This window comes from Novosphingobium sp. HNCC26DJ243 (assembly GCF_057180545.1).
Window position 1 is genome coordinate 12,155 of the sequence record NZ_JBXUGN010000006.1, and the last position, 17,850, is coordinate 30,004.

The following is a 17,850-nucleotide window of genomic DNA, read 5'->3' on the forward strand; positions in this document are numbered from 1 at the left end:
ATGCGCTCGACTTTCGTACTGTTTCCTTCGATCATTTTGCTTGTAGACTACCTATTGTCGTCGCGATGATCAAAGGAATGGGCCGCAGGGCGGCTGGCATACGGGGAAGTGCTTGGCCATTGTCTCATTAGCCACATGGAAGGACTGCCTTTGGGCGGAGCTATTCGACGATGAGGACGGAGACGGTAGACCCGTATCCATCATTCACGTCGACGATGCCCTGTTTGCTCGCGCCTGCGCTAAACGGGGCCTGACGCTCTCGGATGCGGAGGCGAAGCAAGCGTTCTTGAGCGCGTTCCCAAGCCGCCTGAACGTGCAGCGTTGGCTCGTGGGATCGGAAAATCCGGGCGATGCCCTGTTGCCGTTGCTTGTCCTTTGTTGTCTCGCCGCGAGCGAGGCCGCCGATAGCGACGACAACGATTACCGGGCACGGATACGCGACATCATGGGATGGGACGATCGCATCATCAATTGCGAGGCCCTGCCGCGCCTGTGGGCGCGATTGGCGATCCTCACGCGCAAACGCGCGGAACGCACTCCGACGCGACCTTTGATCTTGCCCGATCCCAGATTTCGGACGCAAATTGGGCACGCCATCGAGCTCACCTTCCCGTCGCGAAACGATGCGCGTCGCCTGTTGCATGAGCTCAGCGGCGAACGCTTCGACTTGGATGCGCCGCGCGCGGTGTTGGCGTGGCTAGCTCCCCTCATTGCGCGGCGGCGATTCTCGCCGACCTTCGAGGAAGCCTACAACAGCTTTCGAGATGCCTGGCTCGCGGCCGAACGATCTCTTGGCGATCATCGATTTTGGTCCGGGTGGAAGCTCGCGACCCAGACCCTTCGCACGGAGTTGGACAGCCCCGGAATCGAGATCGTGGCGGATGAATGGGGTATTTTTCAGATCATTGACGCGCGGCAAGAGCGAGCCATCGAATTCGAGGAAGCCCTTCGTTCCCGGACGCTTCCTGGTGCCCTCATCGCTGTGGCGACCAAATCGCATGTGATTCCCTTGATCGAAGGCGAATGGGGCCGATTGCGTTGGCTCGGTGAAGTGCGCGGGAGGTCTCCGATCGCCGCGCTTATCCGGAAGAGGGCGTTCTCCGGACGCTATCAGACGCTGAATTGTTCGCGTGTCGTCGGTGCCGAGGGATGGGGCCTCACTTTTGATGTCGCGGGCGTCTTCGGCGATCGCGCGCCAGCTGTGGATCGAGACCGCCTGATCGATGTGGGCGTGACGGACTGCACGCGGGTCGATGGAGGCATATTGGCGCGCCCCGCTTTACCGTTTTTGATCGAGGCCACCGGTCATGTGGCGTCGGTGACCGTGACGGGTGAACTCGCCGATCAATTGTCTCTGGAGAGGATCGACCAACGATCTTGGCGCGTGACACCGCGAGCGCCCTTGACTGGGGAGGTCCGGATCGTGGCGGAGCCGCGCTCGGGAGGCGCGCCCTTCGAACGCGGTCTGCGCCTCCGGCGATCGATCCTGGCTCCGACGTTTCGTGAGACCATTCCCGATAGGCTGTACGATTCCGATCCTGAACCGGCGTCAGCCTGGCCGACGATGGCGGAGCCTTCTGACCCAACCCGTTCGCTCGCCGTGCCGGGGGGCGTGGCGCCGACGCCAGCGCTGATCGACCTCCTTGAATTTCTCGCCATTCGGACGGCTCCACTGCCGTTGGGAGGGTTCAGCGAGATCGTGCGAACGGCGATTGGCGACTACGGCGTCAACCCGTGGGACGTCATACAATCCCTTCGCGATGCCGGCGTGGTTCGCGTGCTCGACGTTAGAGGATGGCGTGGCCGTGTGCTGCTTTCGAAACCGCCGCGCGGCGCGATAGCTCGAACGCCTACCGGCTGGGCGATGATGTTCGAGGGCTGCCTGAGCGAGACGTGGATCGCCCGCTTGGAGGCGGCCGTCGGCCATCACGGCCTCAATATGGAAATGCGGGCCGGCATTGGGATCTGGTCACCGCCGACGCCCGTGGTAATGTGTCAGGACTTCGCTCCGCTGTTGGAAATCGGGAGCGAGGTCGAGACTTCCGTTGGATTCGCCCGATCGAACCTGTCGGCGGTTACTTCCTTACATATCGCGGCACCACTGACGGCCATCGAAAGCCGAATGTCGCGCCGCGCCATTCCATTAGCGGGCGACCATGCGCCACTCGCGTTTCTCGATTCCGATCAGGCCAATGTTGCGCCGGCCTGGGCGGTGCGACACGCAGCAGGCGAAACAATTTGGCGGCATCGGGACGATGCGATTCTCGACGCCTACAACGCGATTGGATCTCGGCCCTTCAGCGTGGAGGCGGAGCGATGGGCCGCAGCGAGCGCCAGGTTGCCTGCGCATGTCGCACGTTGGCTGCGCCTGACGCTTGGCGTCGCCGCCGGGCCGATGCCGGGAGGTGGCTACGGTTACGCGCGGGACGTTGTCGCGGATAGAGAATTGGCGCGGATCGCGCCTTCGCTCTTCGGTCGAGCGGCGAGGAGCGATATCGTTTTGACGACGCCACGCGCGCGCCAATGGCGCTCGGTCGCAGTGGCGACATCGAAGGGCCCGCGTGTGCGACCGCTCTGGGATGTGATTCGCGCGACGCGCGGGGGGGAATGATCGTGATCGACGTATTGAAATGCCACATTCTCGGCGAGGTCGAGTACGCGCAGCACAATTTCGCGAGGCTCAAGCCGCTTCTTTATTCTCTTGATGGTCGTTGCTGGACCGGGGTGGTTGACAAGGCTTGGTTCCCTCACGCCGGGCTCGTATTCTCGCTCGCTGCCGATCTCCGCTTCGCGCCCGCTGGAAGTCTATGGACGTTTCAAGTGCGACCCAACGAACGGCAAAGTGGATCTGAGGAAGGCAAGGATGCCTACATTACGATTCAGGTGAAGCCGGCGACCCAGTTCTTGACGGAGCTTGAGCCGCGTCCCAGCGAGGCGCTGCGCATACTGGCAACTGTCGATGGTTTTGAGCCTAAATCCTCAATTGGAGGAGTTCTATTTCCGGAAGCCGAGGATCGATGGATTCTCGCCCCCGAGTTCGAGCGGGGCGCGGACGATCGCGCGCGCCTGACCAACGGACGGGCGCTCGGCCACATGCGGGTGCTGGAAGGGACGCTGGAGGAGATCGCCGGTTGCTCGACACCGGACGGCCGCTGGGTGCTGCCCGTTCTCCATTCGGGCCACGGATCAGATATCCGAAATTGGCGAGCTCCCGGAGCACTGGCGGAACAGATCGCTAGCGACTTGCGGAAATGGCTGCCGCATGCACCCAATAAGGCGCGCGCCGCGACGGCCGCGACGGCATTGCGAGAATTGGCGCCCGCCCTAGAGTCATTGTCCGCTCTTCGGTCGGTGGAAGTGCGCGCCGCCCTCGATCGCATCATGGCTCTTACCGAGAACGCTGAGGATCTAACGGTCGCCGTCGATGAATTGGTCGAGGCACTGCTCGCCTCCCCGGCGATCGCTAGTGCGATGGAGACGGAGAAGGCGGCAATGCTGCGTGATCTTGAGGCGCAAGCACTCGAGTCCGCTGAACGCCTTGAAGTCGAGGCGCGCGAGCGTCTTGCGGCCGAGCAAGCTCAAATGCGCGATGATCTGTCCCGCGATCAGACCACGCTCGAGACGATACGCGCCGAGATCGCAAGCGGCGAGGCGATAATCGAGGACATTCGGAAACGGCAACGCAGTGAGACCGCTGTGTTCACGAGATCTCTAGAGGCGTTAATCGCCCGCGCGAAAAAGGAACCGGCGGCATACGCGGCGGAGTGGCTCGCCAAACTCGGCCTGAATGAAAACGGCGGCAGTGCGGGCGAGCCGCTGGCAACGGCCTTCGAGATCCCACCCGCCGCCGCGTTCGAACCGATCGACGAGGCCAGGTTCGGAAGCGCGCTCATGAAGGCGTCGCCGATCCGTAATGACGGCGTGCCTCGCTTCCTGCTGATGGATGCAGCGGTGCGCGGACGTGAGTTGGTGGTCGGCCTCGGCGCGCGCGCGCGTGAAGCAATCGAAAGCTGGTTGGCGAGTTTCGCACCGCTAAAAATTGTGGCCCGGGTTTCCGACCCAACGCTCCTGGGGTTCGATGATCTCTTGCCCACTGGGCCTCGTGGCGTCGCCGCGCCGCTGGCGAGCGCGATCGCCAGCGCCAATGCCGCAGCCGATCGGGTCGTTATCGCACTCCTCGACGATGTCGACGTCGCGGCCGGAGGATATTGGTTGCCGCAGGCGGCGCGGGCCATGCGACGGCCCTCCGACCATGGCTTGCCAGCCAATCTATTCCTGATCGCGTTGGTCGAAGGTCAACCCTCATCGCTGGGGCTTAGTTTGGTCCGAGCCGGTGAGCTTTTCCCAATGAGCTTCGAGGATACAGTGATGTCGGAGCTTGAGACGCCACAAGAGCCGACGCGAGAGTTGCCACTCGAGCTTTTCGCGCGGCCATTGCGAATGAATGGGATCGCCGACCGGGTAGCGGCGCTCACCGTGTCTGCCGCTCGAACCTTCAACACGGAGGACGTTGACCGGATTCGCACGGAATTCCGCGCCTATCTGGGCTGGACAAAATCTGGGGCGTCCAAGCCGGACGAGACGATGATGATCGCGCGGGTCATCAGCGCGGCCGCCGAGAAGATGCTCAAGGGGGGTGACTGACCGATGTTGGATCCAATCGGCTCCTTCGAACGCATGCGCGACTACTTCGTGTCGTACCTCGACACGGCGTTTAAAATTCGCAGGGCGGACGTCGCCCAGGCGCGGCGCGAACTCCTCGCGACCGCCGGAAGGATGTGCGCCGAGCCCTTCATCGAGCCCGTGCTGCGATATGAGGCTACCCAGCACCCCCTTGAGACGGTCATAGATGCGCCGGGAGCGCTGTCGCATTTTTCGCGAGCGGGTCGATTGGCGTTCGTCGAACTCGTTGCGTCCGGACTGTTCGATGGCGAGGTGAGAGCGAGCGGCGCCGAACCTCGTCGCGTGCCGGAGCATCACCCCTACCTCCATCAGTTCGAGATGCTTGAGCGTGGCGTTCAGCCCGGCATGCCGGGCATCGTCACCTCCGGCACAGGCTCAGGAAAGACTGAGGCTTTCCTGCTTCCGATCTTGGCCCGAATCTCCGAGGAAGCGGTCCATTGGCCCGCGCCAATGTCTGAGCTTGGCCATGAGGACTGGTGGACTGGTGACGACGATTTCCGGCCGGCGCGTTCGCGCGAGCACCCAGATCGGCCAAAGGCGGTGCGAGCGCTAATCCTCTATCCGATGAACGCGCTGGTTGAGGACCAGCTCACCCGGTTGCGCAAGGCACTCGATTCGGAGGCGGCGCGCGCCGTATGTGACGAGCGGTTCAAAGGGAATCGCGTCTTCTTCGGCCGCTACAACAGCGCGACGCCGCCGACGGGCTTCGAGACTCATCCCGTCCGCAACGACAAGAAGACACGCGAAAAGCGGGATCGGGCGGTGGAGCGGACGCGGGAGCATCTGCGCGATCTCGCCGAGAGTCAGCGACTCGCCGTCGATTATGATCGTGGGCTCGCCGCGCGCCGTGAGGAGGATTTCGTCGAGGAGACGCGGTTCCTCTTCCCATCGGTCGACGGGGCTGAGCTCAACACACGCTGGGACATGCAGGCGACACCCCCCGACGTACTGGTCACCAACTCGTCGATGTTGAACGCGATGCTCGCGCGCGAGGTGGAGGAACCGATCCTCGATCAGACCCGTGATTGGCTGCGCGACGATCCCGACGCCTATTTCTACCTTGTCATCGACGAGCTGCATCTCGTCCGAGGCTCATCCGGAAGCGAGGTCGCCGGCTTGCTGCGGATGCTCGTGAACCGGCTCGGTCTCGACCATCCGGGTCGACGACACAAATTGCGCGTCCTCGCGTCGAGCGCGTCGCTGCCCGTCACTGGTGAGCAGGCCGCAGCTTCGTTGCGCTACCTATGGGACTTTTTTGGAGAGCTTGGGACCTTCGCCGCCGGCGGCGACGGCGCCAGGGATCCCGACTTCTGGCGATCGTGCGTTGTGCAGGGCCGAGCCGTGACCCCCGCCGCGCTCACATCGACGATCGACCCCGCGCCATTTCGCGAACTCATCCTCGCCGCTCTGGACGGTCGCGAAGGGGCCGTGCTCTCAGCGCCAACTCTGGAGCGCCTTGACGGTCCAGTGACTCTCGCCTTGGCGGTGATTAATCCGGACATCACGCGGGCGACGGTTGCGGAAAAGATCTGCGCGTTGGCCGAGGCGGCGGCGGCGCGATTGGTGGCGGCGACGCGCGACGCCAGCGGGCTGAGGGCGCGGGGGCTTGATGAGTTGGGACGAGCGATATTTGGCGGGGAGGACCCGCTGGCCGTGCGCGGCCTGTTGTTCGCCCGTGGATTGGGCGACGCGCTTCCGATCTTGGCGCGTGATGGTCCGCGTGTTCATCAATCCACGCCGTCTTTCCGTGTGCACATCTTCTTTCGCGCGCTCGAGGGCTTGTTCGCCGCGTTGGAGGGGACGGAATCTGGTCAGCCCCGATTTGACGGTCTGTCGATCGAACGGGGTTCGGGTCTCGCCCGCGCTGATACGACCTCATCGGACTCACTCGCACGCCGCATGGTTGAGATTCTCTACTGCGAGGCCTGCGGCGAGCTGATGGTCGGCGGGATGCGGTCCAACACGGACCCCATGAGGCCGATCGAGCTGTTGCCGACGACGCAGAAACTTGAGGCGCTACCCTTCGCGGCGGCGGGCACCGAGTTCGAGGATTTGAGCTACGACGATTACGCGATTTTCTGGCCGACGACGCGCAATCGGGCGGAGCCACCCGAGGTGAGTGGCCGCAAGGATCGCAGCCAGCCAGCTTGGGTCGCGGCGCGACTCGATCCGTTCGGAGCGCGCGTGTTGCCACCGAATGGCGATGCGGCCGACACCGATATTTCCGGTTTGCTCTATCGAAGAAGCGCCAACCCGACCGACAAGGACGCGCGTGATCGCGGGCCTTCGGACCGGGGTTCGGCCTCTCCTGTCGCCTGCCCCTGCTGTGGAACCTCATATCTGCTGAGACGGCAGGGCCGCTCCAGCCCGATCCGCAATTTCCGAACCGGTTTCGCGAAGACGTCACAGCTTCTCGCCAGTGAGCTGTTCGAGCTCCTACACGCCGGCGGCTTGCAATCACCCAAGGCGATCGTCTTCTCCGACAGCCGGCAGGACGCCGCTCGATCGGCGGTCGAACTGGAGGCGAACCATCACCGCGCGCTCATTCGAGACATGACGGTGCGCCTGCTGCGCGAGCGGGTCGACCGCTCCTATCGCGCCGCCGAGTTGGAGGCGCTACAGGCCCAATTGGCTGAGGCCATCGCGGAACGCCGTTGGGCGGACGCGGACCGGCTCGAGCGCGAGGTGGCTGAGGCTGATCAGCGTGGTGAGGCTGTGGCCCGGCTCAGTCTTATCGGCCAGGATCCGCGCGACGCGAGTTATCAAAGCACGCAGCCGGGTCAGGCCGTTCCGATGGCGCCCTTGATCGCGGCCATGGTGCGATTGGGCACGCACCCGAGTGATGCCACCGTCACCGACGATAAGCCGTGGTGGAACCTGTTCCGCAAAAATGGGGAAACGATCGATTGGGCGCGTCCAAGCGACCCCCGCCTACAAGAGGGTGTCGCGGCGGAGCGACGCGAGATCGTCGATGAGCAGGAGGAGGCGATCTACGACACCCTGTTCAACAAGACCTATTTCTCGTTCGAGGAGGCCGGGCTCGGCTATCCCACGCTTTACCCTGATGGTGAGCGCACCGATGAGCGCGACCGGATGGACGCGGCGCTTCGCGTCTTCGCCGATGCCTATCGGGTCGCGGCTTCGCGCTACGTCGATCCGGACGAGATCAAGCTGTGGGCGAACGCTGGCGATGTTCCGCCGAACAATCGCGTCGCTCGCTTCGCCGCTCTTGTGGACGCGAACAATCCCAATCGCGTGATCGACGATATCCTCGGTCGGTTGCGCACGCTTGGGCATGATGGCGGTCTCATAGAACTGTTCAACCTCGGCGTGCGCTTGACGCGCGCGGAGGATCCGTTCTGGCGATGCCGTCAGTGCGACCGTGTCCACCTCCATCGCGGGCAGGGCGTCTGCACCCGTTGCTTCACACCCCTCGAAGAAGCCCGCGCCGGCATCGTCGAAGAGCTTTGGCGGCGGAACTTCCTCGCGCATCGCATCGCGCGAGCGGGCAACTCCGCGACCGCGCCATTCCGGTTGCGCAGCGAGGAATTGACCGGGCAGACGCGCGACGGCGCTGAACGCCTTCGTAGATTCCGCGGGATCCTCGTCGAGGACGGCGCGGACCCAAGTGGCGAGCTTCCGCGCCTGGGCAAGGAGATCGATCTGTTGAGCGTGACGACCACGATGGAGGTCGGCATCGACATCGGTCCGTTGCAGGCGGTCTATCAAGCGAACATGCCGCCGCAGCGGTTCAACTATCAGCAGCGGGTCGGTCGCGCCGGACGTCGTGGCCAAGCCTTCTCGCTCGCCTTGACCGTCTGCCGAAGCCGCAGCCACGATCTGCATTATTTTCGACACCCCGATCGCATCACGGGCGACCCGCCGCCGCCGCCCTTCCTCGCCACGGGCTATGAGGACATACCGCTGCGGGTGATCCGCAAGGCTTGGCTCCAGGCGGCTTTCAAGAACATGCGGCTCGAGTTCGGCGCGAATTATCCAGGCTATGATCTGAACCCGCCTGACATTCATGGCGAGTTCGTCTCGTCCGCGCTCTACAAGGACCAGGATTCGCCCTGGCCCGCTCGCCTTGAGGCGGCGTTGCGCGCGACGACGGCTACACGCGATGACGCGATCGCCGTCACTCTGACGACCTTCGAGGCAGGGTTGCGCGAGCAGGTGCGCCAGTCATTGTCAGTCGAGACGGTGATGGCGGCGGTCACAACGGTCATGGACAACGAGTCCCGTTATGACATCGGCGTCGCGCAGGCCTTGGCGGAGGGGGGGCTCTTGCCGATGTATGGCATGCCGACCCGGGTGCGTCCTCTCTACCTCGGCCTCGAACGGATCAAGGCCGACAGCTACACCTGGGACACCACTGATCGAGACGCTGATCTGGCGATTTATGAGTTCGCGCCCGGCGCGTCCCTCGTGCGGGACAAGCGTCTTCACCGCGCCGTGGGCATCACCTCGACCCTGCCAGACCCTCAAAAATGGGGAAATTGGGTACTTCCCAAGCAAGAGGAGCGGTCCCCCATCTCAGAGGAATGGTGGATCGGTCGCTGCGACTCCTGCGGTGGTTGGACCCGGCGTGATGATCCATCCGCGACGGCGTGCGCGTCATGCGCCGCGACGATCCCAGTTGACAGCTTCCACCACTGCGTCACGCCTGCAGCGTTCCGCACCGACTTCAATCCTGCCAAAATTGGCGAGGAGGACATCCGCATCGTTCGCGCCCGCATCGTTTGCGCGGAAGCGTCGCCTGTCACGCCAACGGTGGTTCGGAACAGCAACGTCGCGCTCGCGTTGGAGCGATCGGCCAGCGTCATCCGATTGAACCCTGGCGGATCGGGGGACGACATGTTCAACGGCGGGTTCGATCTGTCGGCCGGCAATCAAAAGTTCTGGCGGCCCGGCCAGCCTCGCTTTCAGATGGCGCGGCAGATCATAAGTGATGACCACGCCGCCGAGTTGAGAGGCGCCTGGATGCCCGACAACCGCCCGGGTGAGATGTGGTTGGCGTCTCGCAAGATCACCGACAGCCTGTTCCTGACGCCCACATCGATGAATCGCGCGCTAGATGTCGCCTCGGTCGCGGGTGATGGCGAGATCACGGCCATTCGCGCGGCGGCGCTGACGATGGCCTTCATGTTAGTCGACCGCGCTGCGCTGGAGTTGGACGTCGACCCCGGTGAGTTCGAAATCCTTCCGCCGCGCGTCACGCGGCTGGGAGATCGCGACTGGCCTGTGATCCAGATCGCCGACACTTTGGTCAATGGCTCCGGCCTATCGAGGCACCTCTCGTTGCCAACGGAGGCACCGTGGGCACTTGACTTGCTGCGTGACATCGTCGGCAATCAGAACGCATGGCCGATGCGGGATTTTCTCAACGGACGGCACAGGCAGACATGTGATCAGGCCTGCTACGAATGCCTGCAGCGCTATGGCAATCGCAACTATCACGGACTGCTCGACTGGCGACTTGGCCTTTCCTATGCGCGGGCCTTTCTCGACCCGGCGGCTATGATCGGCGGTGATGGCGATTTCTCAGCCCCGGAGCTGTCCGATTGGCGTGAGGTAGCCACCGAGGCACTCACTCGGGTTGCGCGAAGCAGTGCGAATATTGACTTGATTACAGGTGAAGCGGTGCCCGCGATCGCGATCAAACACATTGGCGGGCTGCGAGTAATCGCCGTGCGCCATCCCCTATGGCGTCATGGTGCAGCTTCGAATCCACCGTTGGTCGATTGTGCTAACGCCTCGTTCGGCGCGTCCGCGCGCTGGATTGACAGTTTCGAGCTTTCACGTCGCCCGTTCGTCGCGATCACGCGCCTTTTGGAATGAGTATGCTGTGCTACACTTCCGTCCAGTGCTGATGTTCTTTCGCCGACAAAGTCCTCGTTAAGCGACAGATATTGATCCATCCAAACCGGCATACGTTCACATGATCTCGCTTCCCGTGTTTTTGCGGATGACGATGGTTGTCTGAACGTGACGCACCTGACCATGGTACTTTGTACCGACCGGCGTGCAGTCTACAATGGCAAAATGGCACGCATTGAACATTCAAGAATTCCGGCGACCTTCGAGGTCCCGGCTGATCAAATCCAGATTGACCCCGCCTCGAAGACCGACCCAAGGATAGTGCGGACCTACGCCGCTCTCAACCGAGGCGAAATCAAGACGGCGCTGACACGGATGCCCGCCACCTCGATCATTCCTGGCTTTTTTCTGCGCGATGCGTTCGGTGCGGTCGAGCATGTCTCGAACTTTGACGCAGACATGGTGCCGTGCGCAGCTGAGAGAATACGCTGTGGATTTCGGGATCCCCTGGATTTACATTGGAGTCCGCACGCGCCTGACGGCGGCGGTTATATCTGCCCCGATGATGAGGTCACGCTCGCCGCATACCGGCAGCTTAACATCGAGTTTGTCCCTTGCCGGATCATACGGCCAAAGCCGATACCCAGCACCGAAGCTGCGATCTGGATGGAGAAGCGCGGTCAATATATTGGAATGGCTCGCTTGGTGCCGCCAGTGATAAAGGCTTATCAATCCATAATCGGCGATGAGTTGTCGGATCTTCCCGGGGCGCTCACGCGCATGATGCGACTTTGCAGCCTTTCGCGCGCGAGCATCAAGGCTTTCCATGAAGAGCCAACCAGGATTGCGCCGATCCATTATCACCAAACACTTCACGCGGTCGTCGCGCGACACGAGCGCGCGCTCGATAGCGTCTTGAACCTCATCCAAGCGAACCGGCGCGAACACGCTTTGGCCATTGTCAGGATGGCCTATGAAGCTTTTCTCAATTTCTATCTGGACTGGCTTTCCCCACAATTTTTCGGCCTGCGCATGCAAGCATTGGCGGCAAACCGCCGCGCCGAACTCGGCAACGGCAGTAACTCCGTGGACTGGAAACCACTTTCAAATTTCCCGGGGCTTTTCGAGAATGCGGCAGAAAAGGCGCGACTGTCGCCCCTCGGCCCCATCTATCACAATCATGCCTATCCGATGCTATCGCTGGTTATGCATCAGTCCTATTCTGGTATCGAAGCGGAAGCTTGCAGTTTCGACGACCATGAGACCTCGAACCCAGTTGACGACGTCCAGATATGCCGCTGGCTCGACCTGATCACGGCGGCATTGCTGGCAAGAGTGAGAAACGATGTCGGCGATACAATGTAGCGCCTCACGTATCATCCACGCGAGTTCCAAAATCCGCGTTCTGACTGAAAGATCACCGTCGCTGACATAGCGGTCGTAACGAGCATTCTGACAGCTAACCAAAGACCCCTACGTTCACCCGCCCCGAGCATCGACAACCGTCAGCCGGCACGCGAGTAGTCGTGTTCGTAGGCGTCCCGAGCCAAGAACCGGCTGTAGGCGTTCAAGAGCGAGATCGCCAAAGGATCGCGGATCCGGCCGCGCCGACGGATCGGATAGTTATAGGCGCCCTTATCGTAGGTGCCATACTTGGCGAACCCTTTCTTGGGCGACGCTCGCGGGATGACGGCGGCGGCCAAAAGGTCGGCGACATCATCCTTGTGCGCCCCGCGCGCATCCTCGATTTGCTTGCTCACCTTGGCGAAATGAGCCCTAAGCTTGCCGACACGATTCTCCCATGACTTGCTAGGAAGACTCAGGGCCGGATCAGGATGGGCGCTGAGCTGGCAGCCTCCGTCCTTGTTAAAAACGGCGAGGTCTAACACATGCAGGTTGGCCGGTGTAGCGTCGGCCAACAGGACCAAGGCCGATTGCGCGCCATTGTGGTCGTAATGATCGAGCGAGAAGGTCAGGCCATCCTTCATCGCCGCTTCATCGCCTAGCGGCCGGGTGCGCAGCGGCGCGAGAACAGCGACCTTGAAGTTGTCTTCGCGCACCCGTTCACCATTACTGCGGACCATCAGGTCGCATGGTTGAGCGATGAGGACCCAGAGCTTGAGATTGGCCCCTTCGCCGATCTCAAACAAGTCGCCGTTGCGCAACGGATCGTTATAGCCGTTGACTAGCTCATCGCTCTCGAAGAGCTCTTCCCACCGCAACTTGTGCAGTCGTTCCTGTGAGGTGGCCGACAGCTCACGACCAATGTCGGCAATGTCCTTGACGGTCCGCGCTGCGGCAGAAAATTCGCTTACCCGGGCCTGTTGCAGGATCTGGGCCTTCACCTGATCCTTCTGGATGATCCCATAAACGCGGATCAAGGTTTCCAGCTCTGAGACCCCCTCCGTCTCTGATGATTTCACAATCATGTGCTCGAAGTCGATTGGATCGAGGTCCGAGAACCGTTCAAGGGCGTCTTCCAGGGCTTTCTCGAAAGCGTCGGCCGCCAGACTCTTCATCGTCTGGCTGTAGGTGTTGATCAGAGTCCTATAGACGGCCCCGTAAAAAGCTGGCGCATCGTCCAAGGTAGCCTTGGCGATCGGCATGAAGAAGCGAAGGTCAAGCTTCTCGGACTTCTCCAGTCTACGCCAAGAGGCCACCTCCTCGCCCTTGTCGACTGTGTGGGTCAGCATGCCGCAGAACCATCGCGTGCCGAACCCGGCCCGCTCCTTCTCCGCCATGTCGCGAATAATGTCTGAACCTTTATGGAAACCGAGGCCGGCGTCATCGACCTCAAGTTCCTGATCGAACAGGAAGAGTGTCCGACCCTCCTCCGTACATTCTTCGATCAAGGCCGCCCGTCGCTCATGCCAGGCATGCGGCGTCAGTAGATGCGCCGTCGTTTCTTCGGGCAGGAGATCTTGGAGCCGTCCCAGTGCCTCGCGTTCCGCAGCGTCCTCGCTTTGGGCGGAGAGCACAGCACGAAGCTCCGCCAGCTTTTCGCCGTCGAGTTCCGCCAGTCGTGCCGCTAGCTGTTCCTGCAGCGCATCATTGTCCAGGTTCAACGAAACGCCGGTGAAAAACTGAGCTAGCGCCTCGCTCGCCTCGGGCTTCGCCGCCAAGACCTTGATGACTGCGCCGGCGTCGGTCTGAAGTTCGGCCTTGTCATCGACGAAGACGATCTTGGCGATCTTCAGATGGGCAAAGAGCTGGGCAAGCTTGCCGCGCGCGTCATCCGCCTCAGGCGCCGACGACTCGGCGGCAGGCTGCGCGAGTACCTTTGTCTCTGCGACAACGTCGTCTTCGGCCGCGACGGGCTCGAGCGTAGCGGCGGCCTTGGTCGCCTCCGGCTTGGGTTCGTTAGCCATCGACGACCCCCGAAAGATCCAACTCGAAGATGAATCGGCGGCCTTGGGCATTGCGATCGGTCAGCAGGGCGATGCTGCAGCCCATGGACTCCAGAATCTGGGTGCTGATGAACAGGCCAAGACCACGCCCCTCGTCTTTTGGTTTCAAGGTGATGAAGGGCTCGAACAGGACGTCCTCGACGGCAGGGTCCACTCCGCCAGCGTTGTCCCAGATGCGAAGCCGAGGCGCGGCGTAGGCGATCGAGAGTTTCGGGCGGAAGGTTTTGTCTCGGGATTGAGCTTCTGCGAGCCAGTACTCGGCGTTCAGCAGAACATTGTCGATGACCTGCGTAAGCCGCCCGCGATTGGTCTTCACAGCAAAATCGACGCTGCCCGGCTCGATTTCCGTTTTGATGCCGCGACTGGCCCAGCGGTCAGCAAAGTGTTCGCGGATTTGATCGACGAGGCTGGCGACCTTGAAGCTCTCGATCTTATCGCGCTGATAGCGCAGCGACGGTGAAAGATGGCCGATCTGCCGGCGAAGCGCCGAGGCCGCAGCGGTCACGTCCTGACCCAGGACCAGCAAGTCGGCGTTCGGGGGCGACGATTTGCGCGCGCGAGCGATCGCTGCGGCGGCCTTCTGCATTAGCCGGTCAGTCTGGTTCTGCACCTCGTGCGAAAGAGCTTCGGCCAGCAGGCCAAGACCGGCCAATTCGGAGAAGTCTTGGAGCTGGTCATTCAGCACGTCGAGCCTCGGCGACAACGTCGCCACAATATCGGCAAGGTCCTTGGCCTCTTCGGCGTAGCCCGCAAGCTGGCCGAATAGCGCCTGAGAGGCTTCAAGCGCCTGATTGGCTTCAGTCAACAGGTCGGCGAGTTTGCGTTCCGCCGCGCTCGATAAAATCGGGGCCTGTTTAATCCTGGTCGTGACCGCCTCAATCTTGCTGCGGGCGGCGGTGGTGTTGGCTTCCAGCACCTTGGCGGAACGGCTGTAGGTGGCAAGTCGGCGGGCCACGACTTCTGCGTCGGCGATCGCCTTGCGACCACCCTCAAAGGGCTTGGAGCGTGCGGGTAGATCGGCCTTGTAGGTGTTGAAGTTGCGTCGCGTCCATTCGTAGAAGCCGCCGATCACCTCAACAGCTTGAATCATCAAGCGCCGGAAGTTGTGGGAATAAGGATCGGTGACGAAGCCTTCGCGGTCGGTCTTTTCCTTTAGTTTGCCGTTGGTCGTTTCGCTTATCGAGACGAAGCCGATGACATTCTGCGGACGCAGACCGTAGTAGGATGTTGCGCTCGTCTGCTGAGCGCTGAGCCGCAGCCAGTCCTCGCCGTTCAGCCCATAGGGCTTGATGGCGAACCCGTCGCGAAACACCTTGATGCCCGCGTGGAGCTGGACGATCTGGCGCACTTCGTTGGTGTTGGCCAAGCCGCCAAGCTTGGCGCCGACCTCGTCGCCGCGGAGCAGGAACTCGTCGATCTCAGCGTGGAACGGGCCCGGATCGGCGACAATGGCGTCGTCGCCTTCGCCCGGAACCGTCTCGACCTTCGCCAGGGACGACAGCGGCAGACGGTATTTGAACTCTAGGAAATAGTTTGGGTCGTCGCTGTAGCGAAACTCGACCGGCGCCTTACGAGCCTTCAGATACTCATAGAACGCGCGGCCATTGTCGCGGGCCAGCAGCTGGTCGAACGAGTCCTGATCCTGATTGCCGCGGAGCTTCACAAGCCGGAACTTGCCCCCCAAGTCCATCTGGCCGTCGGCGAAGTCGACGACAAACTTAGCGACGGCCGCGCCGCGCACCTTGGCGGAGACCTGGCCAAGGTCGATCGGCCGACCATCAATGCGCAGCGTCACCAGGAACGGCCGGGCCTCGGTGAACGGCGAGATGATCTGCGAGAGGTCGGCGATCAGCTTTTCCACGGCGCCGCCCCTCCAGACATCCGGATTGCGCAAGCTCGAGATTACCAGCATCGTGCCCTTTGCCCGGCCACCAGCCGCTGGCTCGATGGTCACCGGGACCTCACTCAGACTCTTGTCGTCGGTGAAGGCGTTCCAAGCGAAGGCGACGTGCTGCGTCGCAGCCTGTCCGTCCTTGCGCGTATAGAGTTCCAGGTTCTGCCCCAGCTTTTGGGTGCTGAGCCGTCCCAAGCCCTTGTCGCCGAGGGGGGTGCGCCCCTTGGGAGTCACGCCTCCGGCCGCCTTCAAGACGCGCTTGCCGGACAGCGAGATCATCAACCAGCCGCGCTCGATGTCGGCCCGGTCCATGCCCATCCCGTCATCTTCGATAGTGATGTAGCCGACGGCCTTGGGAAATTTGCTCTGCTCGCCAGGGGGCGGGTCGATGGTATTGACCACTACGTGGGCGTAGTCGGCGTCCGCGTCATAGGCGTTCTTCACCAGTTCAACGATGGCGGTGACCTCGTCGGAGACCAACTCGTCGCCCAGCTGGCGCACGACTGCGGCGCTGATATCAAAGTGCGGACTAGCCATGCGACTAGGACTCGACTTTGCGGGCCAGGAGGATCTTTTCCTCCCGCATAGTCGCCGAGGTGGCGTTGCGATCCGGCATGCGCTTGTGATGGATGCGGCGAGTCAGGGTGGTGACCACCTTGCAGTTCAAGCCTTCCAGCAACTCGCAGAGGACTAAATTCGTGGGCACCTGCTGGCCAGCAATGTTGCGGTTGCCGACCGTCCAGATCATGTAGCTGTTGGGCTTCATGACCCCGACGATGCTGTCAAGGCTGGCGCCGAAATCGCAGTAGAAGCGGATAAGCCGGCTTCGACCGTCATCGGGTTTCGATGGCAAGACATCCGCAAAACGCTTTAACTGGGGCGACGCTTCAAGGAGCTTGGCCTCGTCCCAGGCCGCATCCCCCGAGGTCCCGCCCAGGCTGCGCCGGTCGATCTCATGGGTGGTGCGCAAGGTTGCTATATCGGCGGCAGGGTCGATATCCTTGAAGTCGATCCAGTGCAGCGGAAGATAGGAATGCTGGCCATAGGTAACCGTCGTCAGATTGTCGCCATATGGCGGCGAGGTCATCAGGAGGTCGAAGGGAGCTGCCTCGCCCCAATAGTCCAAGGCCTGCCGCGTATCGCCAACACGGACCCCGGTCTCGCCGACATATTCGGAGGACTTGATCTGCTTGGCCTCGGCCAGCCGACGCCTAAAGGTCGAGAAGTTCGATGCGTTCTCTCGGGCGAGTTCACGGAACACGGCGATCGGCGATAGCGCGCGCTTTGCGATCTCCTCAGCGGGACGGGCATGTAGCTTATAGGTTGAGGTGCGGTCGTTGCTGGTCAGCCGAACGGTCTCGGCAAGGGTCACCCATAGGAACCGGCGCACCCAGAGGTTATCGCATTCGCGGATGGCCCGCCGCAGCCGTGACAGTTCCACCGCCACTTCCGGCTGGAACCACTTTTCGCGATTGGCCATCGCCGTCTCGATCGTTTCGCGCCGATCAGCCTTGGCTTTGGCAGCCACCTGTTCAGCGATGGCTCCGATGAAGAATTCGATGGTCCGGGCCGTCCGGACCCGGCTGATCAGCACTGCCAGGGGATTGATGTCGTTGCCGTAGACATCGAGGCCAAAGTGCATACCGCTGACGAGCGAGGTGCCCGAACCCACGAACGGGTCGTAAATCGACTTGATGCCTGGCTGCGCTTCCAATACGGCCCCAAGGAGCCGGCGCTGGACCAGCGGGACCATCATCGCCGGATATTGAAAGATGCTGTGGGCGCTATCGCTGCGATCGCGATCCTTCAAGGACCAGAAGTCCGGATCAGCGCCCTTGGCCTCGAGCAGCTTCAGTAGTTCGGCATCAGCGTCATTCGGCGTGCTGATATCTAGCGTACGAGGATCGCGTTGCGCTAAAAGGGGCATCGAGCGCACGTCCTGAAGCCAGCCGGGGTTATCCCGTGTTTAAGTGGGCGATGATCGCGAATGTCGGAATAGCCCTGCCGAAGTCCCCTCCGGGCCGCCACGCCTTGGTCATGACGATA

7 protein-coding genes are annotated in these 17,850 nt (G+C 62.1%); 4 read left to right on the top strand and 3 right to left on the bottom strand.

Annotated features, from left to right (window positions below):
• Positions 1 to 112 precede the first annotated feature (112 nt).
• The 4 genes from AC2A04_RS15260 to AC2A04_RS15275 all read left to right on the top strand — a co-directional run bounded on the left by AC2A04_RS15260 (position 113) and on the right by AC2A04_RS15275 (position 11,868).
• On the top strand, positions 113 to 2,611 hold the full coding sequence (locus tag AC2A04_RS15260) for a hypothetical protein (protein WP_484213221.1): 2,499 nt from the start codon (positions 113 to 115) through the stop codon (positions 2,609 to 2,611).
• The gene (locus AC2A04_RS15265) at positions 2,608 to 4,644 is read left to right on the top strand and encodes a hypothetical protein (RefSeq protein ID WP_484213222.1); all 2,037 of its coding nucleotides are present in this window, start codon (positions 2,608 to 2,610) and stop codon (positions 4,642 to 4,644) included. Before AC2A04_RS15260 ends, AC2A04_RS15265 begins: the two co-directional genes overlap by 4 nt.
• A 33-nt stretch (positions 4,645 to 4,677) precedes the next feature.
• Positions 4,678 to 10,524 carry a DEAD/DEAH box helicase gene (locus AC2A04_RS15270; RefSeq protein ID WP_484213223.1) on the top strand — a complete coding sequence of 1,949 codons (5,847 nt, stop codon included), beginning with the start codon at positions 4,678 to 4,680 and terminating at the stop codon, positions 10,522 to 10,524.
• Positions 10,525 to 10,728: 204 nt separating this feature from the next.
• Positions 10,729 to 11,868 carry a hypothetical protein gene (locus AC2A04_RS15275; protein WP_484213224.1) on the top strand — a complete coding sequence of 380 codons (1,140 nt, stop codon included), beginning with the start codon at positions 10,729 to 10,731 and terminating at the stop codon, positions 11,866 to 11,868.
• Between the two features lie 140 nt (positions 11,869 to 12,008).
• Here the strand turns inward: AC2A04_RS15275 and AC2A04_RS15280 are convergent, their stop codons facing one another.
• From AC2A04_RS15280 to AC2A04_RS15290, 3 genes are read right to left on the bottom strand one after another with little or no spacing between them, the layout of a single operon-like run.
• Positions 12,009 to 13,871: a hypothetical protein gene (locus tag AC2A04_RS15280; protein WP_484213225.1), complete on the bottom strand. Its 1,863-nt coding sequence runs from the start codon at positions 13,869 to 13,871 to the stop codon at positions 12,009 to 12,011.
• Positions 13,864 to 16,341, bottom strand: a complete 2,478-nt coding sequence (locus tag AC2A04_RS15285) for an ATP-binding protein (RefSeq protein ID WP_484213226.1) — start codon at positions 16,339 to 16,341, stop codon at positions 13,864 to 13,866. The genes AC2A04_RS15280 and AC2A04_RS15285 overlap by 8 nt, the downstream gene beginning before the upstream one ends.
• Positions 16,342 to 16,345: 4 nt before the next feature.
• Positions 16,346 to 17,731 carry a TRM11 family methyltransferase gene (locus tag AC2A04_RS15290; protein ID WP_484213227.1) on the bottom strand — a complete coding sequence of 462 codons (1,386 nt, stop codon included), beginning with the start codon at positions 17,729 to 17,731 and terminating at the stop codon, positions 16,346 to 16,348.
• Positions 17,732 to 17,850: the final 119 nt, after the last annotated feature.